At 52.7% G+C, this 23,882-nt stretch carries 14 protein-coding genes; 11 read left to right on the forward strand and 3 right to left on the reverse strand.

All coding sequences use genetic code 11. The features are described 5' to 3' along the window. Window positions 1–73: 73 nt before the first annotated feature. Window positions 74–1,057: an ABC transporter ATP-binding protein gene (locus FJM65_RS18910; RefSeq protein WP_140623657.1), complete on the forward strand. Its 984-nt coding sequence runs from the start codon at window positions 74–76 to the stop codon at window positions 1,055–1,057. A 12-nt stretch (window positions 1,058–1,069) separates the two neighbouring features. Continuing rightward, the gene (locus FJM65_RS18915; protein ID WP_140623660.1) at window positions 1,070–2,881 is read left to right on the forward strand and encodes an AMP-dependent synthetase/ligase; all 1,812 of its coding nucleotides are present in this window, start codon (window positions 1,070–1,072) and stop codon (window positions 2,879–2,881) included. A gap of 44 nt (window positions 2,882–2,925) precedes the next feature. On the opposite strand, the gene FJM65_RS18920 is transcribed toward FJM65_RS18915, so the two are convergent. Then, a complete protein-coding gene (locus FJM65_RS18920; RefSeq protein ID WP_140623662.1) occupies window positions 2,926–3,801 on the reverse strand; it encodes an ROK family protein in 876 nt (291 codons plus the stop codon). A gap of 481 nt (window positions 3,802–4,282) precedes the next feature. Between FJM65_RS18920 and gltB the strand changes: the two genes are divergently transcribed. Further along, window positions 4,283–8,770: a glutamate synthase large subunit gene (gene gltB, locus FJM65_RS18925; protein WP_140623693.1), complete on the forward strand. Its 4,488-nt coding sequence runs from the start codon at window positions 4,283–4,285 to the stop codon at window positions 8,768–8,770. Next, entirely contained in the window at window positions 8,770–10,227 is a 1,458-nt protein-coding gene (locus FJM65_RS18930) for a glutamate synthase subunit beta (protein ID WP_140623664.1), read from the forward strand. Before gltB ends, FJM65_RS18930 begins: the two co-directional genes overlap by 1 nt. 110 nt (window positions 10,228–10,337) lie before the next feature. Here the strand turns inward: FJM65_RS18930 and FJM65_RS18935 are convergent, their stop codons facing one another. Then, on the reverse strand, window positions 10,338–10,643 hold the full coding sequence (locus tag FJM65_RS18935) for a GIY-YIG nuclease family protein (RefSeq protein ID WP_140623666.1): 306 nt from the start codon (window positions 10,641–10,643) through the stop codon (window positions 10,338–10,340). Between the two features lie 230 nt (window positions 10,644–10,873). On the opposite strand from FJM65_RS18935, the gene hrpB (FJM65_RS18940) reads away from it, so the two are divergent. The 4 genes from hrpB (FJM65_RS18940) to FJM65_RS18955 all read left to right on the forward strand — a co-directional run bounded on the left by hrpB (FJM65_RS18940) (window position 10,874) and on the right by FJM65_RS18955 (window position 16,655). Next, entirely contained in the window at window positions 10,874–13,399 is a 2,526-nt protein-coding gene (gene hrpB, locus FJM65_RS18940) for an ATP-dependent helicase HrpB (protein WP_140623668.1), read from the forward strand. Between the two features lie 184 nt (window positions 13,400–13,583). Beyond that, the gene (locus FJM65_RS18945; protein WP_140623670.1) at window positions 13,584–14,312 is read left to right on the forward strand and encodes a hypothetical protein; all 729 of its coding nucleotides are present in this window, start codon (window positions 13,584–13,586) and stop codon (window positions 14,310–14,312) included. A 231-nt stretch (window positions 14,313–14,543) separates the two neighbouring features. Further along, window positions 14,544–16,016 (forward strand): alanine/glycine:cation symporter family protein, encoded by a 1,473-nt coding sequence (locus FJM65_RS18950; protein ID WP_140623672.1) that lies wholly within the window; start codon window positions 14,544–14,546, stop codon window positions 16,014–16,016. 159 nt (window positions 16,017–16,175) lie between these two features. Next, entirely contained in the window at window positions 16,176–16,655 is a 480-nt protein-coding gene (locus FJM65_RS18955) for a DinB family protein (protein WP_140623674.1), read from the forward strand. Window positions 16,656–17,525: 870 nt separating this feature from the next. Here the strand turns inward: FJM65_RS18955 and hrpB (FJM65_RS18960) are convergent. Continuing rightward, a complete protein-coding gene (gene hrpB / locus FJM65_RS18960) occupies window positions 17,526–19,973 on the reverse strand; it encodes an ATP-dependent helicase HrpB (RefSeq protein ID WP_140623676.1) in 2,448 nt (815 codons plus the stop codon). Between the two features lie 197 nt (window positions 19,974–20,170). Here hrpB (FJM65_RS18960) and FJM65_RS18965 point away from each other — a divergent pair, with 197 nt between their 5' ends. From FJM65_RS18965 to FJM65_RS18975, 3 genes are read left to right on the forward strand one after another with little or no spacing between them, the layout of a single operon-like run. Further along, window positions 20,171–21,346, forward strand: coding sequence for an ABC-three component system protein (locus FJM65_RS18965; RefSeq protein ID WP_140623678.1), 1,176 nt, complete (start codon window positions 20,171–20,173; stop codon window positions 21,344–21,346). Beyond that, entirely contained in the window at window positions 21,340–21,843 is a 504-nt protein-coding gene (locus tag FJM65_RS18970; RefSeq protein ID WP_140623680.1) for a three component ABC system middle component, read from the forward strand. The genes FJM65_RS18965 and FJM65_RS18970 overlap by 7 nt, the downstream gene beginning before the upstream one ends. Before the next feature lies 1 nt (window position 21,844). Next, on the forward strand, window positions 21,845–23,782 hold the full coding sequence (locus FJM65_RS18975) for a DUF3732 domain-containing protein (protein WP_140623682.1): 1,938 nt from the start codon (window positions 21,845–21,847) through the stop codon (window positions 23,780–23,782). Window positions 23,783–23,882: the final 100 nt, after the last annotated feature.

Here is a 23,882-nt window from a genome sequence, read left to right on the forward strand (position 1 = left end):
CAAGTTATGGGCGAAGGCTGGCAGCAGCATCACCTAAGGGCGCATTTACAACCGCCCCTGCCCAGGAGAAAACATGAATTTATTAGAAGTTGACGGAGTCTGTGTAGAGGAGGCAGGCAAAACCATACTGCAGCGCATTAGCTTTAAGCAGCAGGAATTTCAGAAAATAGCCGTTGCCGGAGAGACAGGCTCCGGTAAAAGCACGCTGCTTAAAGTAGTAGCCGGCCTGGCGCAGCCAAGCGAGGGTTCCGTAGTATTTGATGGCGAGAAAGTGATCGGTCCGGTAGACAAGCTGGTGCCGGGGCATCCGGGCATCGCTTACTTGTCGCAGCATTTTGAGTTGCCCCACTCGCTGCGCGTGGAGCAGGTGCTGCGCTACGCCAATGCCCTCTCAGCCGAAGAGGCAGGCTTTCTGTACGAAATATGCCGTGTGGAGCACCTGCTGGACCGGAAGACAAACCAGCTTTCCGGTGGCGAGCGGCAGCGCATTGCCCTGGCCCGCATGCTTAGCACTGCCCCGCGCCTGCTCTTGCTCGATGAGCCCTACTCCAACCTCGACACGGCCCACAAAAATATATTGAAGTCTGTTATCCGCGACATTTCGGACGAGCTGGAGATCACCTGCACGCTCATCTCCCACGACCCGCATGATACCCTCTCCTGGGCCGATGAGCTACTGGTCTTGCAGGAGGGCAGGCTGGTGCAGCAAGGCACGCCACAGCAGATTTACCGGCACCCGGCCAACATGTATACTGCCGCCCTTTTCGGCAGCTATAACCTCCTCAGCACGGCTGGCACGGCCGCCCTCGCGGCGCTCCACAACCTCCACCCAAACGGGAAAAGCGTGCTGGTGCGCCCCGAAAAGGTGAAGCTGGAGACAAACGGCAACAAGGCGCTGGCCGGTAAAGTAAAAAGCATAGGCTATTTCGGGAGCTTCTACGAGTTGGAGGTGCAACTGCCCGACGACCTGGTGAAAGTGCGTTTAGCCGAGCCCCGCCATCAGCCGTGTGACCCAGTGCATATTTCTGTGGCGCAGGAGGATATGTGGTTTATGTAAGTGCAGAAGAAAATGGAAAGAGAAAACACAGCACAGGCAAACCAACCTAAGCGGCTATTTGACTGCCTTGCCTACCAGTTGGAGCACTTCCCGCTGGAGGACATGCTGGCGGCCAAAGAAGACGATGAATGGCGAACGTATAGCACCCGCGAAGTCGGTGAACTGGTAAATCAACTCACGCTGGGCTTGCTGGAGCAGGGCATTTCGCGGGAAGACGGCACCACGCAAGGGCGTGACAAGATCTGCATCATCAGCCACAACTGCCCGGAATGGATGCTGCTGGACATGGCCATACAGCAGGCCGGAGCGGTGTCGGTACCGGTATACCCCAACATCAACGATAACGAGTTAAAGTTTATACTTGCCGATGCTGATGTAAAGCTCGTTTTCGCCGGTGACGCCGCCCTTTATCAGAAGATCCAACGCATAGTGCAGGAGCTGCCCGCACTGCAGGCAGTTTATACCTTCGCCCCCGTGCCCGGGGCAAGAGCCTGGCGGGAGCTACTGCGGCCCTTAAACCCGGAAACTTTAGCCCTGGTAAACCAAAGCAGTGCGGCCGTGCAGCCTGAGGACCTGGCTACCATACTTTATACTTCCGGCACCACCGGCACGCCCAAAGGTGTAATGCTTTCGCACCGCAACATCGTGAGCAATGTGTTTGGCAGCGCCAAGATAATTCAGGAGATAGGCGTGGGCGGCAAGCGGGCGCTGAGTTTTCTGCCCCTTAACCATGCCTTCGAGCGGATGGCCACCTACTGCCTTATCTACAGCGGCGTCTCCATTTACTATGCCGAGCGGATGGAAAGGATAGGCGACAACCTGAAGGAAGTGAAGCCGGCGCTGTTTACCACGGTGCCCCGCCTGCTGGAAAAAGTATACGAAGGCATCCTGAACAAAGGCAACCAACTGACCGGCCTTAAACGGAAACTGTTTTTCTGGGCGCTGGACCTGGCTGAGCAGTTCGAGATCAACCAACCGCAAAGTATAAATTACCGCATGCAGCTGGCGCTGGCCGACAAACTGATCTTCAGTAAATGGCGCGAGGCGCTGGGCGGGGAGCTGAAAGCGGTGATTACAGGCGCTGCCGCCTGCCAGGTGCGGCTGCTTAAAGTTTTCACGGCGGCCGGCATCGTGATTCAGGAAGGCTACGGCCTTACGGAGGCCTCGCCTATTATCAGCGGCAACCGCTACAGCGAGCCGAACAGAATGTTTGGCACCGTGGGCCCGCTGCTGGAGGGCGTTGAGGTGAAAATAGCCGACGACGGGGAGATTCTGGCCAAAGGCCCAAACATCATGATGGGCTACTACAAGCGGCCCGACCTGACGCACGAGGTCATGGAAGGAAAATGGCTGCACACCGGCGACATCGGCACCCTAATTGATGGCAAGTTCCTGAAGATCACCGACCGCAAAAAAGAACTCTTCAAAACCAGTGGCGGCAAGTATGTGGCCCCGCAACCTATCGAGAACAAGATGGTGGAAAGCAGCTGGATAGAGCAGATAATGGTGGTGGGCGAAACGCAAAAGTATGTGGGGGCGCTGATCGTGCCCGCTTTCCATACTATAAAAGATTGGTTTACCCGCCAGGGAGCCTCCTACCCAGGCGATGTAGCCGCCATAGCAGACAAGCGCGTGCAGGCGCTGGTAAAAGAGGCCGTGGATTTTTATAACCAGTTCTTTAACCCGGTCGAGCAGGTAAAGAACTTCGTACTGCTCCCGCAGCCCTGGACCATAGCCGGCGGCGAGCTTACGCCAACCCTCAAGCTCAAGCGAAAAGTAATATCAGATAAGTATAAAAGCCTGATTGCAGGCATGTACAGTTGAGGCAGTCGGCTTAGAAGGCCTGTAACATAACGGTGAAGCACCTACTACATGGCCTGGCCGTTCCACAAGCTAGCCGCCCCGATCAGGGCGGCCTCTTCGCCGAGCGTGGCTGTTTTAATGGGCAGCAGGCTCTGTTCCTGCGCCAGCCCCGCGCGCAGGGCCGGGGCAAACAGCGTGTAGGCTTTGCTGATGTTGCCTCCCAATACGATGACCTCAGGATCAGCCTCGCGGATAAAAGGGACTAAGAACGCAGCCAGGTTCGCGCCAAACTCCTGAAAAAGCTGCAGCACCCGGGGCTCCGCGGAAAGCAGGTCTACAATGGCTTTTACGTTTGCTTCCTGCCTGCCGGTAAGCGCATAGAACCGCTTCACGAACCACCGGGAGCTAAGGTATTCTTCGGCTATACTATCGTTAAAGGGCATTTTCCACAGATCGGCGTCTGCCGCCAGGCCATCCCGGTAGCTGGCCGTGCCGAGCCCTGTGCCCAAGGTAAGGCCTATTGCTCTGCTATACCCTTTCGCAGCGCCGCCAAACACTTCGCCCTGCAGAAAACAAGCCGCATCGTTCAGCAGCCGGATGCTGGCTTTAGGCAACTGGAGCTTTTCTGCCACCACGGCTATCACATCCTGCCCATACAGCGCATCATACTTCCCCTGCCCTTTCATGAGCGCAATACCATTTTCATAATCAAAGGGGCCTGGCATGGCTATTCCTATTTTTTCTACCACGGTGCCGCACTTGCCGCACGCTGCTTGCATGGCCCCGGCCCAGGCAGAAGTCACCGCTGGCATAGAGCCGCTGGCATCCAGGTGCTCCCGAACAATGGTGGCAGGTAAAAGTACCTGGGCTTCGAGGTCAACAACTGCGGCGGTTACATGGGTACCGCCTATGTCAACGCCCAATGTCAAGTGCTTACTCATAGTATAAGGTGTGGTCAGAACCGGTTTCTGGAGCTCAAATAACAAATACTTTGCGTGAAATAAAACGGTAGTTACCTACTAAAGGCACCCTTTGCCTATTTGGCATCATACCTGTAACACCAGGCACCCTGTTTACACAACTAACCATAATTTATAACTTTTCAAACATTCAAAAGTGAACACTCACTTATACATATAAAGTATATTTTAGATTTACGCACTATTCCAAAGCCAAGCCAGCACGGTATATCACAAATCCGCACCCACTTCTAACCCTTTAAGCAAACCGCCAATCCATACAATAATCATTAACTATAGAGACTAAACTTTATCAACTTCACAACTGTAAAATAAAATTGCGATCATTTTTACAACACCCATCTATTGCATATCATTATTATTTATCCTAATTTAGGGATTCCCCGCATCAACAAAACCTTATCACATCTTTAAACCGAGCAGTATGACACATCAAGATACCATGCACAAAAGTTTGTACAGAACCGAGTTTGAGCACGACGCATGCGGCGTAGGCTGTGTCGTAAATCTTGATGGGAAAAAGTCTCACAGCATCGTGAAAGATGCGCTGACCATGCTCACAAACATGGAGCACCGGGGAGCCACCGGCAGCGACCCGAAAACCGGCGACGGGGCCGGCATACTGGTGCAACTCCCCCACAGTTTTCTAAAGAAGCAGCTCCGCGAGTTCGCCGTCCGGCTACCAAAAGAAGGGGGCTACGGCGTGGGCATGGTGTTCTTCCCGACAGTATATGAGGTGCGGGACAAATGCCGGCAGATCATGAACCAGTGCATCCGGCAGATGGGCTTTACCCTGCTTGGCTACCGCCTGGTGCCGGTAAACGGACGCGTGCCAGGGCACGAGGCCAAGGCTGTGGAGCCATACATAGAACAGGTGTTTGTGCAGCCCTCTGATGCAAGTATAAACGAAGGGGAATTGGAGCGGAAGCTATTTGTGCTGCGCAGCCTCATCACCCACGAGATCAACAAAAACGTGCGTGGCGAGAACGGCACGTTCTTCATAGCCAGCTTCTCCTCCCGCACGATTATCTACAAAGGGCAACTCAAAACCGACCAGGTGGAAAAGTATTACCACGACCTGCGACACCCGGAGTTTAAGTCGGCGCTGGCGGTGGTGCACTCCCGCTTCTCCACCAACACGTTCCCCAATTGGAAGCTGGCACAGCCTTTCCGCTTTATCGCCCACAACGGCGAGATAAACACCATACGCGGCAACCTGAACAAGATGAAGTCGAAGGAGGCGCTGATGTCCTCCCCGCTGTTCACGGAGGAGGAACTGAAGTGGCTACTGCCTATCACAAACCCGGCCAACTCCGACTCCGCCAACCTGGATGCCATGGTGGAACTGCTGACGCTGGCGGGGCGACCCCTCCCCCACGTGATGATGATGCTGGTGCCCGAGGCCTGGCAGGACAATCCGTTTATGGACCCGTACCGCAAGGCCTTCTACAAATACCACGCAGCCCTGATGGAGCCCTGGGATGGCCCTGCGGCCCTTTTCTTTACAGACGGAAAACAGGTAGGCGCCACCCTGGACCGCAACGGCCTGCGCCCGGTTCGGTTTTGCGTCACAAAACAGGGACGGCTGGTGATGGCCTCTGAAGCAGGCGCCTTGCCCGTAAACCCTAAGGACGTGGTGCGCCGCGGACGCCTGCAGCCGGGCAAGATGCTGCTGGCCAACCTGGAGGAGAACAAGATCTATGAGGACGAGGAGATAAAGCAGCTGGTTTGCAACGACAAGCCATACTTTGAGTGGATACAGCAGAACCGCATTAAGCTGCACCAGCGCCCTGACCCATCATTCTGCCTGAGCACGGTATCGGCGGAAGAGCTGCGGCTGAAGCAGAAAGCCTATGGTTATACTTCGGAGGATCTGAAACTCATCCTACAGCCTATGGCAGTAACGGGGAAAGAGCCTCTGGGAAGTATGGGTTCTGATGCGCCGCTGGCGGTGCTGTCGCGGCAGAGCCAGCATGTGGCCAACTACTTTAAGCAGCATTTTGCGCAGGTCAGCAACCCACCCATCGACCCGATCCGCGAGCGCCTGGTGATGTCGCTGTTCACGCGCCTGGGCGAGTCGCTAAACGTGCTGGATGAGACACCGGCCCACACCCGCCAGGTACACATCTCGCACCCCGTGCTGAGCCACAGCGACTTTAACAAGATCATTAACCTGAAGTCTGAGGGCTTTGAGCACTATACAATAAACGCTACTTTTCCGACTACCGAAAAGGGCGCGCTGCAACAGGCGCTGGATGCCATCTGCGCCGTGGCAGAGGCCGCCGTGGGGGACGGAAAGAAGATCCTCATTATCTCGAACCGTGCCGTAGCGGCTACGCGGGCCGCCATACCTTCTCTGCTGGCCGTGGGCGCCATACACCACCACCTCATCCACAAGCGTATCCGCACCAAAGTCGGGTTAGTGGTAGAGGCCGGGGATGCCTGGGAAACGCACCATTTTGCCACCATTATCGGCTACGGGGCCAGCTGTGTGTACCCATACATGGTATATGATACCATCCAGCACCTGATGGAGCAGGAAAAACTGGATAACACGCATCCGTTCTCCTACTATGCCAATAACTTTATACATGCTGTCGGGAACGGCCTCCTGAAGATCCTTTCAAAAATGGGCATCAGCACGTTGCAGTCGTACCAGAGCGCGCAGATTTTTGAGTGCCTTGGTTTCGGGCAGGAAGTGATTCAGAAATGCTTTAAAGGTACCGTGAGCAGGCTGGAAGGACTGAACTTTGAGGACCTGGAGCAGGAGGCGCTCATCAAGCACCAATCCGCTTACCTGGGCGAGCAGCCCTTGCTGGAGACCGGCGGATTCTTCCAGTGGCGCCGCCGTGGCGAGGAACACCTGTTGCGCCCCGAGGTGATCCACTTGTTGCAGAAATCAACGAAACTAAACGATTACCGCCTGTACAAGGAATACAGCAAACTCCTGCGCGAGCACCAGCCATCGGCCATTACCGTGCGCCACCTGTTGGAGTTCCGCAAACGCCAGCCGGTGCCGCTGGAGGAGGTGGAGCCCATAGAAAGTATACTGAAGCGATTTGCCACGGGCGCCATGTCGTTTGGCTCCATCTCGCATGAGGCGCACAGCACCCTGGCCATTGCCATGAACCGCATCGGGGGCAAGAGCAACAGCGGCGAGGGCGGCGAAGACGAAGCGCGCTACATCCTGAAAGAAAACGGCGACTCCGAACGCTCCGCCATTAAGCAGGTGGCCTCCGGCCGATTTGGGGTAACGAGCCATTACCTGGCAAACGCCGATGAGATCCAGATTAAAATTGCGCAGGGGGCCAAGCCGGGTGAGGGCGGCCAGCTGCCGGGGCACAAGGTGGACGGTTGGATTGCCCGCGTACGCCACTCCACCCCAGGCGTTGGCTTAATCTCGCCGCCGCCGCACCACGACATTTATTCCATCGAGGACTTAAAACAGCTGATATACGACCTGAAGAACGCCAACCCCAACGCGCGCATTAACGTGAAGCTGGTGGCAGAGGCAGGCGTGGGCACGATTGCGGCAGGCGTGGCCAAGGCCAAGGCCGATGCCATTATGATCTCCGGCGCCGACGGCGGCACAGGCGCCAGCCCGCTAAGCTCTATCCGGCACACCGGTTTGCCCTGGGAGATTGGCCTGGCCGAGGCGCATCAGACGCTTGTAAAAAACAACCTGCGGAGCCGCGTGGTGCTGCAGACAGACGGTAAGCTGATGACAGGCTACGACCTGGCCATCGCCACGCTGCTAGGTGCCGAAGAGTATGGCGTAGCCACCGCCGCCCTGATTGCAGAAGGCTGCGTGATGATGCGAAAATGCCACCAAAATACCTGCCCCGTGGGCATCGCCACACAAAACCCGGAACTGCGCCAGCTCTTTACCGGCGACCCGGACTACGTGGTAAACCTCTTCCGCTTTATGGCCGAGGAACTGCGCGAGATCATGGCGATGCTGGGCTTTAGAAGTATAAACGAGATGGTGGGGCAGCCGCAGGTGCTCAAAGTGCGCAACGACCTGCACCACTGGAAGCTGAAGAACCTCAGTTTTGATCCTATCCTGCACCAGGAGGTGGTGCCAAACAACGTGGGCATCTATAACCAGATACACCAGGAGCACGAACTCGAAAACGTGCTGGACCAAAAGCTTATCCGCGACTTTCAAAAAGGTAAAAAGCCGAACCAGCCATACCGCATCATCAATGTGAACCGCTCAGTGGGTGCCATGCTTTCCTATGAGGTATCGGCCAAGTATGGCAAAGCGGGATTACCCGAAGATAGCTTCTACGCCACCTTCCACGGCTCTGCCGGCCAGACGTTTGGCGGCTTCCTGGCTCCTGGCCTTACCTTCCACCTTATCGGGGAGGCAAACGACTACCTGGGCAAGGGCCTGTCGGGCGGCAAGCTGATCCTGCAGCCCTTTGAAGGCTCCACCTATGCGGCCCACGAAAATATCATCACGGGCAATGTGGCCCTGTATGGCGCTACCTCGGGCAAGGTATACCTCAACGGTATGGCCGGTGAGCGCTTCTGTGTGCGAAACTCAGGGGCCGAGGCGGTGGTAGAGGGCATCGGCGACCACGGCTGTGAGTATATGACGGGCGGAAAGGTGCTGGTTTTAGGCAGCGTGGGGAAAAACTTTGCAGCAGGCATGAGCGGCGGCATGGCCTTTATTTACGACCCTGCCAACGCCTGCCCCGAACAGTGCAACCTGGATATGGTGGACCTGGAACAGCCAGACGGTGCAGACCTTGCCTGGATAGAGCAGAAACTGAAAGAGCACGCCGCCTATACCGGCAGCAAGCAGGCCCAGGAGCTGCTGCAGGGATGGCATGCCCACCAGAAGTTCTTCCGGAAAGTAATGCCGCACGACCTGAAGAAGGCCCTGCAAAAAAGAGATGGTGAAACAATAAAACTAACTGCCTAATGGGAAAAGCTGACGGATTCTTAAAGTATGAGCGTGAACTGCCCGCTACCCGCGACCCCAAAGAACGCATCCACGACTCAAACGAAATCTATACTTCCTTTCCGGAAGAAAAGACCCGCCAACAAGCCAGCCGGTGCATGGACTGCGGCGTGCCCTTTTGCCACAACGGCTGCCCCCTGGGCAACCAGATTCCGGATTTTAACGATGCCGTGTATGAGGGCGAGTGGGAGCGCGCGGCGCAGATCCTGTACAGCACCAACAACTTTCCGGAGTTTACCGGCCGCATTTGCCCCGCCCCCTGCGAGTCGAGCTGCGTACTGTCGATCAACAAACCGGCGGTAGCCATTGAGCATATTGAGAAAACTATAGCCGAGAAATCTTTTGAGCTGGGGCTGGTAAAGCCAAACCCACCGAAGCACCGCACAGGCAAGCGCGTGGCCATCGTGGGCTCCGGACCGGCCGGGCTGGCTGCCGCGGCACAGCTCAACCAGGCAGGGCACGAGGTGCACATTTACGAGAAAGATGATAAGGCAGGTGGGCTGCTGCGGTACGGCATTCCGGATTTTAAGCTGGAGAAGTGGACAATTGACCGCCGCCTGGCGCTGCTGGAGGCAGAGGGTATTCAGTTTAAGCTGAATAAGGAGATCGGAAAAGACATTACGCTAAAGAAACTGCACCGCAAGTATGACGCTGTGCTGCTAACCATTGGCTCCAGCAAACCCCGTGTGCTCAACATACCAGGCAACCACCTGAAGGGCATCCACTTTGCCATGGATTACCTGACGCTGCACAACCGGCGGGTAGCCGGCGAAGCCATGCCTGATGAAAAGGACATACTTGCCAACGACAAGCACGTGCTGGTGATTGGCGGCGGCGATACCGGTTCCGACTGCGTGGGCACGGCCAACCGCCAGTTTGCCAAGTCCATTACACAGCTGCAGTACCGCCAGATGCCATCCAGTACCCGCGCTACGGACAACCCCTGGCCTGAAACACCCATGATGTATACTTCCTCCAGCTCGCATGAGGAAGGCTGCGAGCGTAGCTGGGGCTGGCTCACTAAAGAGTTTGTGGCAGATGAGAACGGCTTTGTGAAAGGGCTGAAAGTAGTGGAGCTGGCGTGGAAGAGCGGCAGCGAGTATACCGAGAAGCCCGGCAGCGAAAAGCTTCTCCCCTGCGACCTGGCCCTGGTAGCCATAGGGTATGAGCGCCCTATGCACGAGGCCTTCAGCGCCAGCTACACGTTTGATACCGACAAGCGCGGCAACTTTAAGCTGCAGGAATGGCAGACCTCCGTGCCCGGGATTTTCGCTGCCGGAGACGCCTGCCGTGGACAGTCGTTGGTGGTTTGGGCCATTTCAGACGGGCGCGAGTCAGCCCGGGCTATCGACACCTACCTGATGGGTAAGTCTGATTTGCCTTCCAAAGGAGTCTCGCAGTTGGTGCTGGAGGGGTAGGCCATTCTTCACCATACTTTCATTTCCTTTTGTCATCTCGAACGCAGTGAGAGATCTATCTGGAATTCTAAATAGATCTCTCACTGCGTTCGAGATGACATTCCCTATACTTACTCATCCTGCACTTCCAGATTCAGGAACTTCCAAAATGGGTTAAATTTATTGATGAGAGCCTCCTTCTTACTCCTGCTCCATCCCTTAATTTCCTTCTCCCGCGCAATGGCATGCCCTACCTGTGTATGACGCTCGTAATAAACGAGGTTATAGCAAAAGTATTTACCCGCAAATGAAGCAGGGTTGCCAGAATTCAAGAAATGCTCCTTTAGCCTACGGGGCAAATCATTGGTAACTCCTGTGTAAAGTGTAGTTCTTTTCGGGTTGGTCGTGATGTAGACGAAATAGTTATGCGAGCCCATAATTGTTAAGCTACGCTAATGGGTGCAGGGTAGTTAATACACTTTCTGTTATCCCAAATGCTGTCATCTCAAACGAAGTGAGAGATCTATACAAAATTCCCGATAGATCCCTCCTTGCGTTCGGGAAGACAGCATGGGGAAAGTATAACTTCTGAGCTGACCTCAACAGCCATTTATACTTTCTCAAAAACAATCCCGAACTTTGGGAGGTGATACCGACCTCTGATATATTGCCCCTACTCCCTGACCTGCCCGTGAAAGAGGCTTTGCCCCAGCTGCTGCAGGAACTGGAAACCCATAACCGCGCCGTGCTGGAAGCGCCTCCGGGAGCCGGTAAAACTACACTCGTTCCGCTGGCCCTGCTGCAGGCTGCCTGGCGACACGACGGGAAAATCCTGGTGCTGGAGCCGCGCCGCCTGGCCACCAGGGCCGCCGCCGAGCGCATGGCCGAGCTGCTGGGTGAGCCTGTGGGGCAAACAGTGGGCTATTGGGTACGGATGGATCATGTGGTATCCAAAAATACGCGCGTGGAGGTAGTGACCGAGGGTATCCTGACCCGCATGCTGCAGGAGGACCCGGCGCTGGAAGGGGTCGCCGCCATCATCTTTGATGAATACCACGAACGTAACCTGCAGGCCGACCTGGGGCTGGCGCTGGCGCTGGATGCCCAAAACGTGCTTCGCCCGGACCTGCGCATCCTAGTGATGTCGGCAACCCTTGATGCCGCCACTATCAGCAATTGGCTGCAAGCGCCGGTGGTCCGTAGCCAGGGGCGCCTGTTTCCGGTGCAAACCCACTACCTTAGCCCTGCCGAGGTGGCCGCTGCTGGCAACTACCCTGCCCAGCGCATGACGGCCCTGGTGCCGAAGGCCATCCGCAAAGCCTTAACAGAGGAAGCAGAAGGCGACATACTTGTTTTCCTGCCGGGCATGGGGGAAATACGGAAAGTGGCGCAACAGCTGGAGAACAAATTGGCGGATAATATAGCGCTGCACGTGCTGCACGGCGACTTGCCACTCTCCAAACAGATTGCCGCCATACAGCCTTCCGCCAACAAAAGAAAAGTAGTGCTGGCCACCAGCATCGCCGATACCAGCCTGACCATCGAAGGCGTTCGGATTGTGATAGACGGGGGATTCTCACGCGTACCCCGGTTTGTGCCCCGCACGGGCCTCACCACCCTTGTTACCGTTCCTGTGTCGCAGGCCAGCGCGGATCAACGGCGCGGCCGCGCCGGCCGCTTGGGTCCGGGCATCTGCTACAGGCTTTGGTCTGAAGCAGACCAGTTGCAGCTGCCCCCGCGCCAGGCCCCCGAGATCTTCGACGCCGACCTGACCGGGCTGGTGCTGGAGCTGGCACTTTGGGGCATCAAGAATCCTGAGGACCTGCACTGGCTCGATACCCCTCCGGCTGCGGCAGCTGCGCTGGCCCGAGACCTTCTTCTGCGCCTGCAGGCGATCGACAGCGCCGGCAACCCCACGGCACATGGCAAAGCGCTGGCCTCGCTGGGCATACATCCGCGGCTGGGGCACCTGGTGGTGCGCGGCCATGAACTGGGGCAGGGCAGCACGGCCTGCGCCCTGGCGGCCCTCCTGGCAGAGCGCGATATCCTGAAGCCGGTGCAACTAACCTGGGGCGACGGCTTGCCTGACCTGCCCCTGCGCCTGGAGATGCTGGCGGGGCAACGTCCTCCCACTCCCGGCTATACGACCGATGAAAACGCCCTGCGGCGGGTAAAAGAGCATGCCCAGCACCTGCGGCAGCGCCTACGAGAACCAGGCAAACACATACAACCCGACCTGGCGGGGCTGCTAACAGCCCTCGCCTACCCCGACCGCCTGGCACAGCGCGAGGCTTCGGGGCGGGTGCGGCTGGTAAGCGGGCAACGCGCCAGTTTGCCTACCGAGCTGCTCGGAGAGGCGGAGTTCTACAGCATCGCCCACCTCGACTTAGGAAAGCAACCCCGCATCCTGCTGGCTGCCCCTCTCTCTAAAACAGAGCTGCTGGAGCATTTTGAGGACCAAGCCGAGACACTGCAGGAGGTGCGCTGGGAGGAGGCGTCGCAGCAGGTGAGAGCCCGCACCCTAAAGCGGCTGGGCGCCCTGGTGCTGCACGAGGCTCCTGTTGCCAAACCCGACCCAGACTTGGTGGCGCAGGCACTGCTGCAGGCTCTACAGGAGAAAGGAATAGAGCGCCTGCCCTGGACGGAGGAGGCCTTGCGCACACGCCAGCGGTTAGCCTTCCTGCACCATCTCTCGCCCGCTGAATGGCCAAGTATGGCAGATGAAGCCCTGGCACAAAGTATGGACGAGTGGCTGGCGCCGCACCTGTTCGGCCTGCGCTCGCTGGACCAGGTGGCGCGGCTGGATTTTAAGGAGCTACTGCTGTCGCAGCTGAGCTGGGAGCAACGGCAGGAAATGGACCGGCTCGCCCCTACCCATCTGCAGGTGCCGAGCGGCTCCCGCATTGCCCTAGATTATGCCGATGCCGCCGCGCCTGTGCTGGCCGTGCGCCTGCAGGAAGTGTTCGGGTTGCTGGACACACCGCACATCGGGGGCGGCAAAGTACCGCTGCTGCTGCACCTGCTCTCCCCGGCCTCTCGCCCGGTACAGGTAACCCGTGACCTGCGCAGCTTCTGGCACAACGGCTACTTTGAGGTGCGTAAGGATTTGCGCGGTCGTTACCCCAAACACCACTGGCCGGAGGACCCGCTTTCTGCGCCGCCTACACGCGGCACCAAAAAGCGGCCACAGTAGCCGGAGAAGCTTTATTTGTATAGTTCTGTTCGTGCGGTATACAGGCGCGGCCAGCCTCCCAGGTGGGTACTTATATTAAAAACGGACTTAAAATTGGAATTCGTTTTAAATTTTCCCATATTAGATTGACTTTAGCCATAAGTATATGGCTTTTTCTGAATCTCACCTTAAACGAACGAAGCTTATGAAAATTCAACCCCTTTACGTAAGCGCCCTGACGCTATTTATGAGTTCTCTACTGGTCTCCCCTTTAGAGCTATCGGCCCAAAACCACGAAAGCATAGAAGTGGCACCGACCAACGGCAATGGCTCCGGGGTGATACACAACAAATCATACCGCTATCCGGAGTTTATAGAGGGAAAAGTGACATTTAAGAACGGCACAACTACGACAGCCAACCTGAACTACAACGTTTTCTCGGGTGAGGTGGAGTTTGTGAAAGGCAAGGATACTTTGGCGGTGGATAACCTGTTTACCATCGCTTCCATCTCCATCGGCGACGACCTGTACTTCTACGACGAGGATAGCAAAAGCCTGCTGCAGCAACTGGAGAAGTATAAATCTGCGAAGCTCCTTGTGAAGGAGAAGTATGAGGTGGCTGATATTAAAAGCAAGGGCGCCCTGGGCTCCACGCCAAGCTCAATTGCGGCCACCAGCGCCACCCAGTATACTGATAAGTCGCAGACGTACAACCTCAAGTCTGCTGACAATTACAAGTTCAAGGTGAAGACCTCGTACTACCTGGCTGACCTGAACGACCACTACTATGAGGCCAGCAAGCGCAATATCTTTAAGCTATACCCGCACGCCAAAAGCGCTGCGAACCAGTACATCAAGGCTAACAAAGTAAACTTTGAGAACCAAGACGAGCTGAGAGCGCTGATACAGTACATCGAAAGCTTGAAAAACTAACGATTCCCATACTTTTCTGCACGGGCTTATACTTCAGGCGCGTGCAGAAAAGTATACTTCCTCCCCGCATAAACAATACTTCTCCGCTGCCCCTCCTCTCTCCGGGCTTTGCCCAAACCACCCGATTTATTGCGCCAATCCCGAAAATTTCCCTTAATTTTAGGGACGGCTTCCTCTTTCCGGGGCAAAGTATAGTCTATCACAGAAAAAACTAACAGCTTTCTCTCCCTTATGGAAAACATTATCAGCTCGGTAAACGACATCGTCTGGAGCAACGCACTTATCATACTTTGCCTTGGCGCGGGTATCTATTTCTCATTCGTCACCAAGTTTCTGCAGGTGCGCTACCTCCGCGAGATGGTTAACTTGCTGTTCAAGGGAGAGTCGTCCCAGAAGGGCATCAGTTCGTTTCAGGCGTTTACGGTGGCCATTGCCGGCCGCGTGGGCACCGGCAACATTGCAGGTGTGGCTACGGCCATTGCCATGGGCGGCCCCGGCGCTATTTTCTGGATGTGGGCTATTGCCTTTCTGGGGAGTGCCTCGGCGTTTATAGAAGCCACGCTGGGCCAGATCTACAAGCAGGTAAAAGACGGGCAGTACCGTGGCGGGCCAGCTTATTACATCGAGAAAGGACTGGGGATGAAGTGGTACGCCGTGCTTTTTGCCGTTGCCACCATCATAAGCATGGCTCTGTTCCTGCCGGGCGTGCAGAGCAACAGCATCGCCTCCGGCATCAGCAATGCGTTTGAGGTTCCGGTGGAGTATACCGGCGGACTTGTTACCCTGCTGCTTGCCCTCATTATCATCGGCGGTGTGAAGCGCATCGGTAAGGTGGCCGAAGTCGTGGTGCCGTTCATGGCAGGTGCCTATATCCTGATGTCGGTGGTGATCATCTTTATGAATATTTCGGAGGTGCCCGCCATCCTGAACCTGATCTTTAGTTCTGCTTTTGATATTGAGCCCGCATTTGCCGGTATTTTCGGTATGGCTATCTCCTGGGGCGTGAAGCGCGGCATTTATTCCAACGAGGCGGGCCAGGGCACTGCCCCACACGCTGCGGCGGCGGCAGAGGTAAGCCATCCGGCCAAGCAGGGACTGGTGCAGGCGTTCTCGGTTTACGTGGATACGCTTTTTGTTTGCACCGCCACCGCCTTTATGATCCTGTTTACCGGGCAGTATAATGTGGTGAACCCGGAAGGAGGCTTTATTGTAGAGAACATCCCGGGCGTAACTTTCGGGCCGGAGTTTACGCAGGCAGCCGTCAACACGCACTTCCCAACCCTGGGAAGCGGGTTTGTAGCGGTTTCGCTGTTCTTCTTCGCCTTTACCACCATCATGGCCTACTACTACATCGCTGAGACAAACCTGAGCTATCTGAACACCAAAGGCAACAAATGGGCGATCTGGGTACTGCGTTTTCTGCTGCTCGGAGCCACGTTTTACGGTTCTGTTAAAACCGCTGAGTCGGCCTGGATGCTGGGTGATATTGGCGTGGGTGTGATGGCCTGGCTGAACGTTGTCGCCATTATCCTGCTTCATAAGCCTGCCCTGCGCGCCCTAAAAGACTACCAGGCCCAAAAAGACGCCGGCTTAGACCCTGTGTTCGACGCGAAAAAACTGGGGATTGAAAACGCCGACGTGTGGGACAAGAAGATGCAGGATCGAAAAGATGCGCAGGAGGACAAGGAACTGCAGACAGCTTAACCTACTGGATTTATACTTTGCTTCGCGCAAAGCACTCAACGAGACGCAGGCCCTGCGTCTCGTTTTTTTATACTTGTAGCCAGTGTTTTTCATCTCTCACAACTTTGGCGCTACCTCCTGCCGTCGCTTGCGTAAGCAGCTAAAAAACGATCAAAGGCTATGGATCAGGACAAAGCGCTTCGCGACCATTTGGTAAAGTTAATTCGGGGCAGTCAGGCTTTTCAGCCGGTGGGTACGCTGCTGCAGGGCCTTACGGCTGAAACCGCAGGCAAAACCATCCCGCATCTGCCTTACACCATCTGGCAGCTCGTGGACCACATGCGCTTTACTGTAGAGGATATTCTGGAGTTTGTTCACAACCCCAAGTATAAAGAACCGAACTGGCCCGACGATTACTGGCCTACCACCAAGGCTCCTGCCAGCCAGCAAGCGCTGGATAAAAGCATACAGGCGCTGCACAAAAGTATGGAAGAAATGGTGCAGCTGGTGCAGGACCCGGCTCATGACCTGTACAAGCCTATCCCCCACGGCGACGGCCAAACCCTCCTCCGCGAAGCCATACTTGTAGGCGAGCACACCGCTTACCACCTCGGCCAGGTGGTGCTGATGAGAAGGTTGTTGGGGGATTGGGAAAGCTAAGGATTTAGAGGGTTCTGAAGTTACTTTTACGGCCGCTGTTTTCTGCAGACTAATTGTCTCTTTCTGGCACAGGTTGAATGTTCCGGAGTATTTCGGGGCGTCCGCTTGTGCCTCACTATGCCGCTTTCTGTAACTGGAGCCAAGCTATTCTTTCTGTCTCCCGTTCATCCTCAGTCTTACATACCTATCGTTGCAGTTCATATTTGGCTCCCTCCGAGGCCGGGAGGCCTCGCCTTCCCGCATCGCGCTGTCTACATTTCCTTTGCTCCTGCGTCGCAATGCCTTCGGCACCGGAAATCTAGAAGGCGCTCTTTTTCGAGGGCCCCTACCCCCACGGAAAGACTGGGATCTGTTTTCGATAGCATACGCCTTTCGCGCAGATCCACTTCGAAGTGTGACAGGGGGATGACCCTGAATAGCCCAAGCAACAAAGCTTCTTCCTCTGAAGTGGTAGCTACCGAATTCCCCTCCTTAGCTAAGGAGGGGCAGGGGTGGTTGGGCCCGGTCCTGCATAAAACACCCTCCCCTGTTTTTAAGGGAGGGCTGGGGTGGGGTAAATTCGCCTCCTCGGAGGGGTTAGGGGTGGGTTTTACACCTGCCGGGACATATCCAGACGTAGCCGCGTAAACCCTTGACCATCGAATTTATACTTCCGCAAGCTGAAAGCTTGCCTCATGCAAGGCCACAAGATGCCATGTTGCGGCAGGAATATAATGTATCCCAACCCTGGCTACAGAGGGGTCTTCATGACCCGCGTGCGTGTGATACCAGCAGCTATTGCTCCGTAGCTAGCCAGACGCTCGCGGGAGCTGCGCACACCGCGAGGTCTAAATAACCTCCCAATCCCTCTAATCCTTTTAATCTCCTTAATCACCGGTCCCACTCCACCTCCGGAAACACCACCTCCAGCTGCCGTTTGATCACGCGGTAATTGCCTTTCCAGAAACTTGCCAGATCGGATACTGTCGTAATCGGCTTGAGCTCCGGGGTTAGCAAGGCCAGCTCTACCGTCATCTCGCCTTCATCTACTGTCGGGCTCTCCTCCCATGCCAGCACATCCTGCAAACGTATCTCCAGCTTTGGCTGTGCGCCATCGGGTTTATACGCCAGTTCTATACCTGATCCATCGGGCAACTTTATACTTTGTGGGGCCAGCACGTCCAGCCTCGCCCGCTGCGTCTCGTTCAGGTACTTCTTTTCCAGTATCGGCAGTAGCTCCAGTTCCATCAAGTCGTCGGGATGCTCGATGTCGTAGAGGTAGGGCTTGAGCCATTCCAGGTTGGTTAGGAGCAGGGTGCTGGTGCTGACGTCGGGCCAGGACTCGGAGGGGCGCCATTTACGCAGGCTCATCACGCGGTTCTGCCATTGCGTTAGCTCGTGGTTGAAGTCCAGCAGGTGCTTTCCTTCTACTTTAATGGCCTCCGACATAGCCGGTACGCGGTGCTTCTCGTCGGGCGCGGGCAGCGGCTTGCTTTGCAAAACGATACTGCCAATGCGGGTATCCAGCGAGGCGGTCAATTCGCCGTCGTTTACATCCCAATGGTATACTTCCTGCTGCTTTAACAGCGGAGCCAGGTCTCTCGGGTTGAGCGGTGAGGCCAGGAAAATGCGGCCCGGGTTGTCGCCGGTGCCGGCGTGCAGGTGCGCCACGGACAGCCAGGGCTCGTGCGCCAGGTCGTCTCTATGACCCGCAGAGGCATACTGCCCGCTGGCCAGCTGGAACTGCGCGTTGTTGCCGGGGCGGGCGTAGGCAATGCGCTCGGGGTAGCAATGCGCCAGCAGCACACCGGTTTCATACTCGTCAAAAGTGCCGTTTTCAGGCTCCACGCTGAACAGCTGGCGGTACGAGCGGGCAATCTTCTCTATCTTGCCGAAACGCTTGCCCTGCCCCTGCTCGGCTCTATACCTGCGCAGCGCTTCTATTCTTAAATTAATGTCTATGCCGACGTTGCGGTCTAGCGGGTCGCGCTCTTCCAGTACGGCGGCAATATCGCTTGCCAGTGGCACCTGGTCTGTTTCCTCGGCTTTGAGCAGCATGTGCGCGATACGCGGGTGGCATGGCAGGCGGTGCATGCTTTTGCCGTGCTCGGTAATGCGGCCATGCTCCAGCGCCTGCAACTGGTGCAGCATGTCGGTGGCCGATTGCAGGGCGGCGCGCGGCGGCGGGTTCAGCCAGGTAAGGCCCCGGATATCGGTAATGCCCCATTGCGCCATGTCCAGCACCAGCGAGGCCAGGTCTACTTCCAGGATCTCGGGGGTGCGGTGCGGGGCCATGCGCTCCTGCGTGGCTTTGCTCCACATGCGGTAAGCCGTACCCAGACCCAAACGCCCTGCCCTGCCGGCACGCTGATCGGCGGCGTCCTTGGAGATGCGTGCGGTTTCGAGGCGCGACAAACCGGACTTCGGATCGAAGCGGGAGGTTTTGCCGAAGCCCGTATCCACCACCACCGAAATGCCTTCTATGGTTAAGCTGGTCTCGGCGATGCTGGTGGCCAGCACCACTTTGCGCCTGCCCTGGCGGTCGGGCATGATGGCGGCGTACTGCTTGCCGAAGGGCAGCATACCGAACAGCGGGTGTATCTGCACGCCGCGCATTTGCTTGCGAAGTAGGATTTCTACTTTCCGGATGTCGTTTTCGCCGGGCAGGAACACAAGGATATCCCCTTCCTGCTCTTTGGCGGCCTGCTGCACTACTTTGGCCGTCATTTCGGGCAGCATGCGGTCGTCGGCATCGCCGGTGTAAATGGTTTCGATGGGGTACTGCCGCCCCATACTTTGCGCCACGGGGGCCTGCAGCAGTTTGGTAAGCTGGGGCATATCCAGGGTGGCCGACATCACCATAATGCGCAGGTCCGGGCGAAGCGTGTGCTGCGCCTCCCGGCTCAGGGCCATGGCCACGTCGGCGTGGATGCTGCGCTCATGAAACTCGTCAAAGATCACGATGCCGATGCCTGCCAGCGCGCGGTCGCTGTGGATCATGCGGGTGAGGATGCCTTCGGTTACGACCTCGATGCGGGTTCGCTCGGAGATGCGCGTCTCGAAACGGATGCGGTAGCCGACGGTCTGGCCTACCTCCTCGCCCAGCAGCTGCGCCAGGCGCTCGGCAATGGTTTTGGCCGCCAGGCGCCGGGGCTCCAGCATGATGATCTTCTGATCTTTCAGCCAGGCCTCGCCCAGCAAAGCCAGCGGCAGCAAGGTGCTTTTACCGGCCCCGGGAGGGGCGTTTACGATCAGCGTGTTCTGGGCCGCCAGGTGCTCCCTAACGGCTGGTATGATTTCCGGAACGGGTAAGTCTATGGTAAATGGGTTGAAGGGCAAGGGGAATATATAATAAAGCTCAAGAATAAATTACTTACAAAGTTACACAATGAATGTAATACTTCTTTGAATGACAAAAGACCGTACTGAATAACGCCCCAAACCATTCAACAACAAAAAATTTCCCTTTATATTAAATAACTCATATATTGCCCTTACATCTTATAATTATTAAGATAAGAAGCTTGTAATATAGAATGAGTAGAGGTTTAACAGATTTTTCTGCCCAAGAACCATCATTAGGATACTATTACCAACTGAGGTTTAGTCTTTATTTGCTGCTAAGCAACAGAGAAAAAATAAATCCTATTATTAGAATTGAAAATTTAGATGATGTAGAGATAGTAGATATCAACTCAGTAAACCTCTATCAGACCAAACTTCATATAAATAGCATTGCCAACTTGTCAAACTTAAGCTCTGACTTTTGGAAAACTATTAGGGTATGGTCTGAAAACATTGCTAACGGGTTGGTTGATGTAGACAACACAATATTCACATTAGTTACAACAGCAAAAATTTCTGAAGAGTCATTCCTTGAAAATCTAAGAAGTGATGGTGAACGTAATTCTAACACAATTAGAGATGCAATGTTGGAAGCTATTAGTCAGTCTACTAGCCAAACTAATGCTAAAGGATACGCAGCATTTCTTGCTTTAACTTCAGATCAACAAACTAAGTTGATAAATAATATTTATATTATAGATTCTGCAATTTCTATTGAAACTGCTTTAGAATCAATCAAGCTAGAATTAAAATATGCGACGGTTCCACAAAAACTTGACTCAATGATAGAAAGGATTGAAGGTTGGTGGTTTCAAAAGTGTATACATCTGCTAACAAATAATATAGATCATATTGCTGGCAAAGAACTGCAACTAAAAATTGATGACATAAGGGACTCATTTCAATCTGATAATCTACCTGATGATTTTTCAGATCCTCTGAGTATAGAGGAGGAGGCTATTGAGAATTATGAACATCGAGTTTTTATCAAGCAACTAAAAGCAATTGCTATCAAATCTAATCAACTCAAAAATGCTATAAATGATTTTAGAAGAGCTTATGAGCAACGATCTAGATGGATCAGAGAAGAGTTAATAAATCCATCTGAGGAAGATTTATACGAAAGCAGGTTATATGATCACTGGAATAATATTTTTTCAGCAATGAAAGATGACTGCGATGGATTTACAGAAGAACAGTTGGTAAGTATTGGTAAAGATTTTTACCGGAAATATTATGTGGATAGTGTTCCTTCAATCAAAATTAGAGAAAAGTTCCAGTCAGAATATATGACTCGAGGTAGTTGTCAGATCTTAGCTGATAGAAAGAAAATAGGTTGGCATCCTAATTTTGATGAAATATGTTAGATCAACTTAGAGCTTGGCAAGACCGATCCGTAATAACAGCTAATCTTCTTAATCCTGCTTTTTGCGGAGAAGTATTACGAAGAACAATCGAAAGCTATAACCTTAAAAGTTCTAATAAATTTCCTTTCGCACTTGCTTATTTAATTTTGCCGCTAGTCCTTCATAAAGGTACGAGAGAAAAAATGCCCCTCCGATCTACTACTTACTTTCACTCATGGGTTGAGGAAAATGAGCACCTGCTTTTAGAGTTCCCGCAGAGATTGATCAGTTTAAAACCATACACTAAGGAAGCCTTAATGTTCTTACTGAATCACGGTTCAGCTGCAATTAATGATAATGGTAGTATAGAAGTAGCTCCATATCGCAGAAAATCTCTTACTGGGAGTGGTACAGAGGAAGTAAAAGAAATATTTCGCAAGGCGGAGCTTTTAGGTAAGTGGATGAGCCTTACGGGAAATCAGCAGACCATATTCATGTTTTTAAAAATCAGACCTTAGCATGCAGATAAAGAATATTATTCTATATAAAAATAAAACTCAAATACGAGTTTTACCTTTTGACTTAGGTACTGTAAATATCATCACTGGTGAATCAAAATCTGGCAAAACTGCTCTAATCGATATTGTAGACTACTGCTTGGGAAGCAGAGACTGTAAGATTGCAGAGGGTGTTATAAAAGATAATGTCTATTGGTTTGCAATAACTATAGTATTCAATCAAAATGAAGAATACTTTATTGCTAGACAAAACCCAAATACTAAAGGAATACAATCAATTTCTGAGATATACATTGAAGGAGGTCATTTTGAAAGTCCTCCTGACTTTGATCAAATCATTCCGAATTCAAACATCGGCTACTTAAAGGATTTTTTATCTAGAAAGCTGAGTATTGCAGAGAACTTACAAATTGCGGAAGGTAATACTAGAGATCCTTTAGAAGTTAATTTCAAACATGCTCGTATTTTTTGCTATCAACCTCAGGGTTTAATTGCTCAAAGAGACTATTTATTTTACAATCAAACAGAACCATTTGTTCCTCAAGCGATTAAAGATAGCTTACCTTACTTCCTAGGAGCAATTAGAGAAGACAGCTTGAAAGTCGAACAAGAGATTAGTCAGAAAAGGAGAGAATTAAATAAGCTACTTAGGGAAAATGGCGAAGCAGAAAAAATTAAATCAGAAGGAGTTAGTAAAGCCTTTTCTCTTATTGAGGAAGCAAAAGCTATAGGTATTTTATCAGACAGCACAACGGCTGCATCAGTAGAAGAGTCATTAAAATTATTAATAAAACTTAAGGACTGGGATTCTAATCCTGTAAATATTGAAACAACTGGTGAAAATTCCGCATTAAAAGATTTAGTAAAAACAAGATCTGAGTTAAAGCATGATCTTGGGAAACTTGAAGACAACATTAGCGCTACAAGTAATTTTATCAAGAATAACTTCTCATATACAGAAGAAATAAGGCAGCAACAAATAAGATTAGAAAGTGTCAAATTATACAATGTAGCTAATGAAGGAGATAATCAACATTGCCCACTATGTGATAGTGAATTGAATGTTGAAATTCCTTCGATAGAAGCTATACACAAGTCTTTAGAATCTCTAAACAAAAACTTAGAATCCACAACCAAAGAAAGCCCTAGATTAAATGAATATTTGGCAAAACTAAATCAACAAAAAGAAATTCTTAAAACTGAAATAGAAAAGGCAGAGAAAAGCATCACAGCACTTTATAACCAACAAGAAAAAGCAAGAACCTTAAGAGACTTAAATATTCGAAGAGGCAAGGTAATTGGAAGAATTAGCCTTTTTCTTGAAAGCGTTGATTTTACAGAAGATAAAACTTTAAGTGCTAAAATAGAGAACTTAAAGCAGGAAATTAAATATTTGCAAGATCAAGTTGATAGAGAAACGAAGGAAGAGAATCTCATTTCTATCTTAAGCAAGATCAACTTACAAATGAGTAAATGGGTTAATAACCTAGATGTAGAGTATACTGACGTTTCAATTAGGTTTGATCTAAATAAGTTAACAATATTTGCTGATACAATCAATAAGGCTATTCCTTTACATCAAATGGGTAGTGGAGCTAATTGGGTTTCATATCATCTATTAATTCATTTTGCTTTACATCAGCATTTTATCCAAAGCCAAAGACCAGTACCTAGGTTTCTTATAATTGATCAGCCTTCACAAGTTTACTATCCACCAGAAAAAGATGAAGAATTAAAAGGAGAAATTAAGGAAAGTGCTGACGAGATTGCTGTAAGAAAAATGTTTGATTTTATTATTGAAACTACTTCAGCTTTATCACCAAATTTTCAGGTAATAATAACAGACCACGCTTATCTGAAGGGGGATAAATTCAGAAAACACGTAAAGGAAATTTGGCGGGATGGCAGGAAGCTTATACCGGAAGAATGGTATAAGTAAAATTACATGTGAAGGTTCAATAGATTCGCTACATTTTTACCTGTTGATTTAATCTTTAGATATTACTATTATTACTGCTGTGGACTTGTGGGTAACTCGA

This window comes from Pontibacter mangrovi, assembly GCF_006385705.1.
Classification (GTDB): Bacteria; Bacteroidota; Bacteroidia; order Cytophagales; family Hymenobacteraceae; genus Pontibacter; species Pontibacter mangrovi.